This is a genomic window from Plesiomonas sp. (genome assembly GCF_051650925.1).
Classification (GTDB): Bacteria; Pseudomonadota; Gammaproteobacteria; order Enterobacterales; family CAMTGL01; genus Plesiomonas.
This window is the reverse complement of record NZ_JBOFRH010000326.1, coordinates 1-5,727: the sequence shown is the minus strand read 5'-3', so window position 1 is coordinate 5,727 and position 5,727 is coordinate 1. Positions and strand designations below refer to the sequence as shown.

Sequence of the window (5,727 nt, the reverse complement as noted above, 5' to 3'; positions counted from 1 at the left end):
GCACGCACATCAAGCGCACCACGGAACAAAAATGGGAAGCAGAGTACATTGTTAATCTGGTTCGGGTAGTCAGAGCGACCCGTCGCCATAATCAGATCGCTACGGGTGGCAAAGGCCAGTGCCGGTTTGATCTCCGGATCAGGGTTAGCACAAGCAAACACCACCGGATTTTTCGCCATCAGCGCCAGCGCTTCGGCAGGCAACAGATCAGGGCCGGAAACACCGATAAAGACATCAGCACCGGTCATCGCATCTTCTAATGTACGTTTGTCGGTTTTATTGGCAAACAGCGCCTTAAATTCGTTTAGATCACTGCGATCGGCATGGATCACACCCTTACGATCAAGCATATAGATATTTTCACGCGCCGCACCGCACTTGATCAGCATATTCATACAAGCTGTCGCTGCCGCGCCTGCACCCAAACAGACCACTTTGGCCTTCGGCAACGTTTTGCCCTGAATCTCCAGCGCATTAAGCACACCGGCCGCCGTAACAATCGCCGTACCATGCTGATCATCATGGAAAACTGGAATATGGCAGCGTTCAATCAAACGCTGCTCAATCTCAAAACATTCAGGGGCTTTGATATCTTCTAAGTTAATGCCACCAAACGAGTCAGCAATATTGGCGACCGTATCAATAAACTGCTCAACGGTATCGTGAGTCACCTCAATATCAACCGCATCAATACCTGCAAAACGTTTGAATAACAGCGCCTTACCTTCCATAACTGGCTTAGAGGCCAACGGGCCTAAATTGCCCAAACCCAAAATTGCCGTGCCGTTTGAAATCACCGCAACCAGATTACCCTTGCCGGTATAACGGTAAGCATTTTCCGGATCACGCGCGATTTCACGCACCGGCTCTGCCACACCGGGGCTGTAGGCCAGTGCCAGATCGTGCGCTGTATCAGCAGGTTTGGTCAGGGCAATGGCAATTTTTCCCGGGATCGGGTAAGCGTGGTAATCAAGAGCTTGTTGGCGAAAATCGGCAGACATCAGACATTCCTATCGTTATTAGTTTTTGTGTTACTGCACGTAACCGGCGCTGATGATAAGCAATATAAGGGGGGATTCCCAGCCGATACATCTGAAAAAACGTGTCAGCAAGAATATAAATCACTATGGGATGGGGGGTATTGCAGAGCAATATCGTAGGCATAAAAAAAGCACCCAAAGGTGCTTTTTTCTGCTTTCGCGATACTGCTGGAGTAAGAAGAATTACTTCTTCGCAGACAGTGCGCCGAAACGCTTGTTGAAACGGTCAACACGGCCGCCGGTAGAAACTTCACGTTGCTTACCAGTATAGAACGGGTGGCAGTTACCGCACACGTCTAGGTTTACGTCGTGGCCGGTAGAACCGATTTTGATGATGTTACCGCAAGAACAGTTTGCAGTAATTTCTTTGTATTCTGGGTGGATACCTTGCTTCATGGGAAACCTCAGTAAAGGCCGTGTCGCTATCTGGTCAATCCTACCCTGATTTACACGGTAATTTGCCAAACACCACACGAGGATTAATAACACAGTTATAAGGCGCAAAATAATACGGCATTCATCCCCACCTTTCAAGCAGGCTGCCGCCTTTTTCACCACTAATCATACCCTTTTTGATACAAAGGATCGATCTACTCTCGGCTTCCCCTTACACTGTATTCTCTGACCCAATGAGCCGCTTGCCCAAATGACTGAATCTGTAGCCCGAATTGCCCTGCCCGTTCCCCTGCCACGCCTGTTTGATTATTTGCTGCCTGCCGCGCAGATAGCCGGTCAACCGGTACTGCCGGGTATGCGGGTTAAAGTGCCGTTCGGGCGGCGCGAGTTAATCGGGGTGATAGAGAGCCTAACCGACAGCGCCGAGATCCCGCATGATCAATGCAAAGCGATCATCGCGCTGCTTGATCACGATCCTCTCTGGTCACCACCGATCTGGCGTTTATTGCACTGGGCAGCCGCCTATTATCAGCATCCGCTCGGCGATGTGCTGACTCAAGCCATGCCAGTATTACTGCGTCAAGGCCACAGCACCGAGCAGGCGGCCGAGCAGTACTGGCAACTGACCGAACAGGGTAAAATCAGCCTGCAAACCCAGTTCAAACGCGCGCCTAAGCAGTGGCAAATCATTCAGGCACTGCGTAACGGGCCGCTCGATAAAACCGCACTGCAAGAACAGGGCTGCAGTGACAGCGCTTTTAATACACTGCGGCAAAAAGGGCTGATAGATGTTCAACTAAAAACCCCATCGCGCCACGACTGGCGGCCTACCTACCGTGCCAGCGAGCACCGCCCACGCTTAAATACCGAGCAAGCCACCGCCGTGGCTGCAATCAACAGCCGCAGTGATTTTGCCGTCTGGTTACTTGAGGGGGTAACAGGTTCAGGTAAAACTGAAGTCTATCTGAGCGTGATAGAACAAGCGCTAGCACAAGGTAAGCAGGCTCTAGTGCTAGTTCCCGAAATTGGCCTAACACCGCAAACCATCGCCCGTTTTCGTGAACGTTTTAATGTACCGGTAGATGTGCTGCACTCCGCACTCAACGATAACCAACGGCTGGCGGTATGGCGACGTGCGCGCACCGGTGAAAGTGCCATTATCATTGGGACCCGTTCAGCCCTGTTCACCCCGCTGGCGCGCCCTGGTGTGCTGGTGATTGATGAGGAACACGACAGCTCATACAAACAGCAAGAGGGCTGGCGCTACCATGCGCGTGATCTGGCGGTGATGCGCGGTTATGAAGAGCAGATCCCCGTGGTACTGGGCTCGGCCACCCCCGCGCTGGAAAGTTTGCACAACTGTCAGCAGGGAAAATACCACCACCTGCACTTGACCGTACGGGCCGGCAACGCTAAACCGCCGAAGCAATATGTGCTGGATATGAAAGGCCAGCCGGTACAAGCGGGCTTGTCAGCAGAGCTACTGGTGCGTATGCGCCAGCATCTGCAACAAGGTAATCAGGTGATGCTCTTTTTAAACCGGCGCGGTTTTTCACCTGCTCTTTTATGCCATGAGTGCGGCTGGGTTGCCCACTGCCCCCGCTGCGAACGCCCCTATACCTTTCATCAGTTCAGTCGCGATCTGCGCTGTCACCATTGCGATAATCAGTACCCCGTACCGCCGCAATGCCCACAATGTGGCTCAACCCAGCTGATACCGGTGGGTGTAGGTACAGAACAGCTAGAACACACGCTCGGTGAGCTGATGCCAGAATTTAGCATCACCCGCATTGACCGCGACAGCACCCGCAGAAAAGGCTCACTTGAACAGCATTTAGAGGATATACAGCAGGGGCGCAGCCAGATTTTAATCGGCACCCAGATGCTGGCCAAAGGCCACCACTTCCCCAACGTAACCTTAGTAGCACTGCTCGATGTTGATGGTGCACTGTTCTCGGCTGATTTTCGCGCTGCCGAACGCTTTGCCCAACTTTACACTCAGGTAGCCGGGCGCGCTGGGCGGGCCGGAAAACAGGGGGAGGTGTTGCTGCAAACCCACCAACCCGAACACCCACTATTGCAGACACTGCTGACACAGGGTTATCCGGCCTTCGCCGATCAAGCACTGCGAGAGCGACAGGCCGCATGGCTGCCACCGTTTACCTACCATGTGCTGATTCGAGCTGAAGATCATCAGGGAGACCCAGCCTGCCAGTTACTGACCCAAATCCGCACTGTTTTAGATGCCAGCCCGCTGAAAACCGACGATTTATGGCTGCTCGGCCCTGCACCCTCGCTGCAAAGCAAACGTGCCGGACGCTACCGCTGGCAACTCCTTATCCAGCACCCCTCACGAAAAGTGCTGCAAAATATTCTGACGTTGGCACGGCCCGCCTGCGAAATGTTACCGCTCTCGCGCAAAGTAAAATGGACACTTGATGTCGATCCTATCGATATGATTTAACGTGCCACATCGATCTTTGCGCTCAAAAAGCGAACTGCATCACGAAAAGAATGTAATTTCCGCAATGAAACGCATTCTTCCTACTGTCACAGCTGTTTACAATATTGGCGTTCGGCAGCATTTTCGTTTGGCTGCGGATTTAGCAGCCTGTTGCTGACAGGGAGAACACAACCCTCAGAAATGTAGGAGAATCGTATATGGCAACAATGAAGGACGTTGCCCAGCTTGCAGGCGTATCGACTGCCACGGTATCCCGTGCGCTGATGAACCCGGATAAGGTTTCAACAGCCACCCGCCAACGTGTCGAAAAAGCCGTGGTCGAGGTTGGCTACTCTCCAAACTCGCTCGCCCGCAATCTGCGCAGAAATGAATCAAAAACCATCGTCGTGATCGTGCCCGACATCAGTGATCCCTTTTTTGCGGATGTGATCCGTGGGATCGAAGAGGCAGCAACCGCACAAGGCTATCTGGTGCTGCTCGGTGATTGCGCACAGCAAAATGCCCGTGAACGCTCGTTTGTGAATCTGGTTTTCACCAAACAGGCCGACGGTATGCTGCTGCTTAGCTCAAATCTGCCGTTTGATATCAGCAAACCGGAACAGAAAAACCTGCCACCGATGGTCATGGCCAACGAGTTCTCACCCGAACTTGAATTGCCAACCGTACACATCGATAACCTGACCGCCGCGTTTGATGCCGTACACTACCTGACTCAACTCGGCCACAAGCGCATTGCCTGCGTTGCAGGGCCAAGCAGCATGCCGCTGTGCAGCTACCGAACTCAGGGCTATATTCAGGCGATGCGCCGTGTCGGAATTGCGGTGGAAGACCGTTACATGACCTACGGTAACTTCAGTTTTGATGCCGGTGCACAAGCCGTTTCACAACTGATGGCACAGCCTTCGCCCCCGACTGCCATTTTTTGCCACAGTGATGTGATGGCGATTGGTGCACTACAACAGGCGAAGAAGCTCGGTTTTCGTGTACCACAAGACTTATCGATCATTGGTTTTGACGATATCAAGTTCTCAGAGTATTGCGATCCGCCACTGACCACGGTATCCCAGCCTCGTTATGAAATTGGCCGCCAGTCAATGGAATTGCTGCTTGATATGCTCAGAGGCAAAGATATCGGTACCAGCTCACGGTTGCTTGATGCAAAACTGGTCGTACGTGCCAGTACCGCGCCACCGCGCCGCTAGTCTGTGCCCTGTTGAGTTTGGCCGCATCTGGCCAAACTGTAATGTGTTATTGGCCGGCGCCTGCGTCGGTCAAATTCAGCCCTGCATTGATATTTTGGCCTGACAAGAACGGGGAAAATACAAGCAATATGCGGGCTAATAATCAGCAATAACAGCCACTATGGACAAGAAAAGCCTGAGATGATTGATTTTAATGCATAATTTGATTGATAAATGACCCCCTTTTAGCATCCACAACTGGTCAAATCTGCTTCAGTTCAGTAGGATGTTTATCCTATTCCGTTAAATAGCCAGACTCGATACTCATTGTGACACAACGAGACTATGTATCCCGCGGCAAACGCGCGGCGGCGGCAAAAGCAAAAGCGCGCCGGAACACAAAAAAAACGCCTCGACCGTTGCCCATTATGGCTATCGGCCTTGCCGCTGCACTGGTCGCCGGTATTGCGGGGGGAGTCTATTACGTCAAAAATCGTGATACCGATGCGGCACTCAACCTGCAACAGCAAATTAAGCATAAAAACGGCCTACCGGTAAAACCCGAAGAGCGCTGGAGCTATATTAAAGAGCTGGAAAATAAAGAGGTGGTGATCAGTGATCCGCATAACCCAATGCAAGATCGCAC

4 protein-coding genes and 1 pseudogene are annotated in these 5,727 nt (G+C 52.2%); 3 read left to right on the top strand and 2 right to left on the bottom strand.

The genetic code is table 11. From position 1 onward, the window contains the following. Positions 1–1,001: malic enzyme-like NAD(P)-binding protein (locus tag ACRC27_RS07655; RefSeq protein WP_438639572.1), on the bottom strand; the 1,001-nt coding region annotated here is incomplete at its 3' end. Positions 1,002–1,223: 222 nt separating this feature from the next. Beyond that, on the bottom strand, positions 1,224–1,436 hold the full coding sequence (gene rpmE, locus ACRC27_RS07650; RefSeq protein WP_438623860.1) for a 50S ribosomal protein L31: 213 nt from the start codon (positions 1,434–1,436) through the stop codon (positions 1,224–1,226). A gap of 250 nt (positions 1,437–1,686) precedes the next feature. Here rpmE and priA point away from each other — a divergent pair, with 250 nt between their 5' ends. From priA to ACRC27_RS07635, 3 genes and pseudogenes are all read left to right on the top strand, one after another. Beyond that, complete coding sequence (gene priA / locus ACRC27_RS07645) at positions 1,687–3,900, top strand: primosomal protein N' (RefSeq protein WP_438639571.1); 2,214 nt, start codon at positions 1,687–1,689, stop codon at positions 3,898–3,900. A 197-nt stretch (positions 3,901–4,097) separates the two neighbouring features. Then, a complete protein-coding gene (gene cytR / locus ACRC27_RS07640) occupies positions 4,098–5,102 on the top strand; it encodes a DNA-binding transcriptional regulator CytR (protein ID WP_438623862.1) in 1,005 nt (334 codons plus the stop codon). A gap of 308 nt (positions 5,103–5,410) precedes the next feature. Next, positions 5,411–5,727 (top strand): annotated as a pseudogene (locus tag ACRC27_RS07635) (cell division protein FtsN); the annotation flags it as partial.

Bases quoted from the DNA above. Each gene is read 5' to 3' on its own strand.
- rpmE (WP_438623860.1), bottom strand. From the start codon at position 1,436: ATGAAGCAAGGTATCCACCCAGAATACAAAGAAATTACTGCAAACTGT.
- priA (WP_438639571.1), top strand. From the start codon at position 1,687: ATGACTGAATCTGTAGCCCGAATTGCCCTGCCCGTTCCCCTGCCACGC.
- cytR (WP_438623862.1), top strand. From the start codon at position 4,098: ATGGCAACAATGAAGGACGTTGCCCAGCTTGCAGGCGTATCGACTGCC.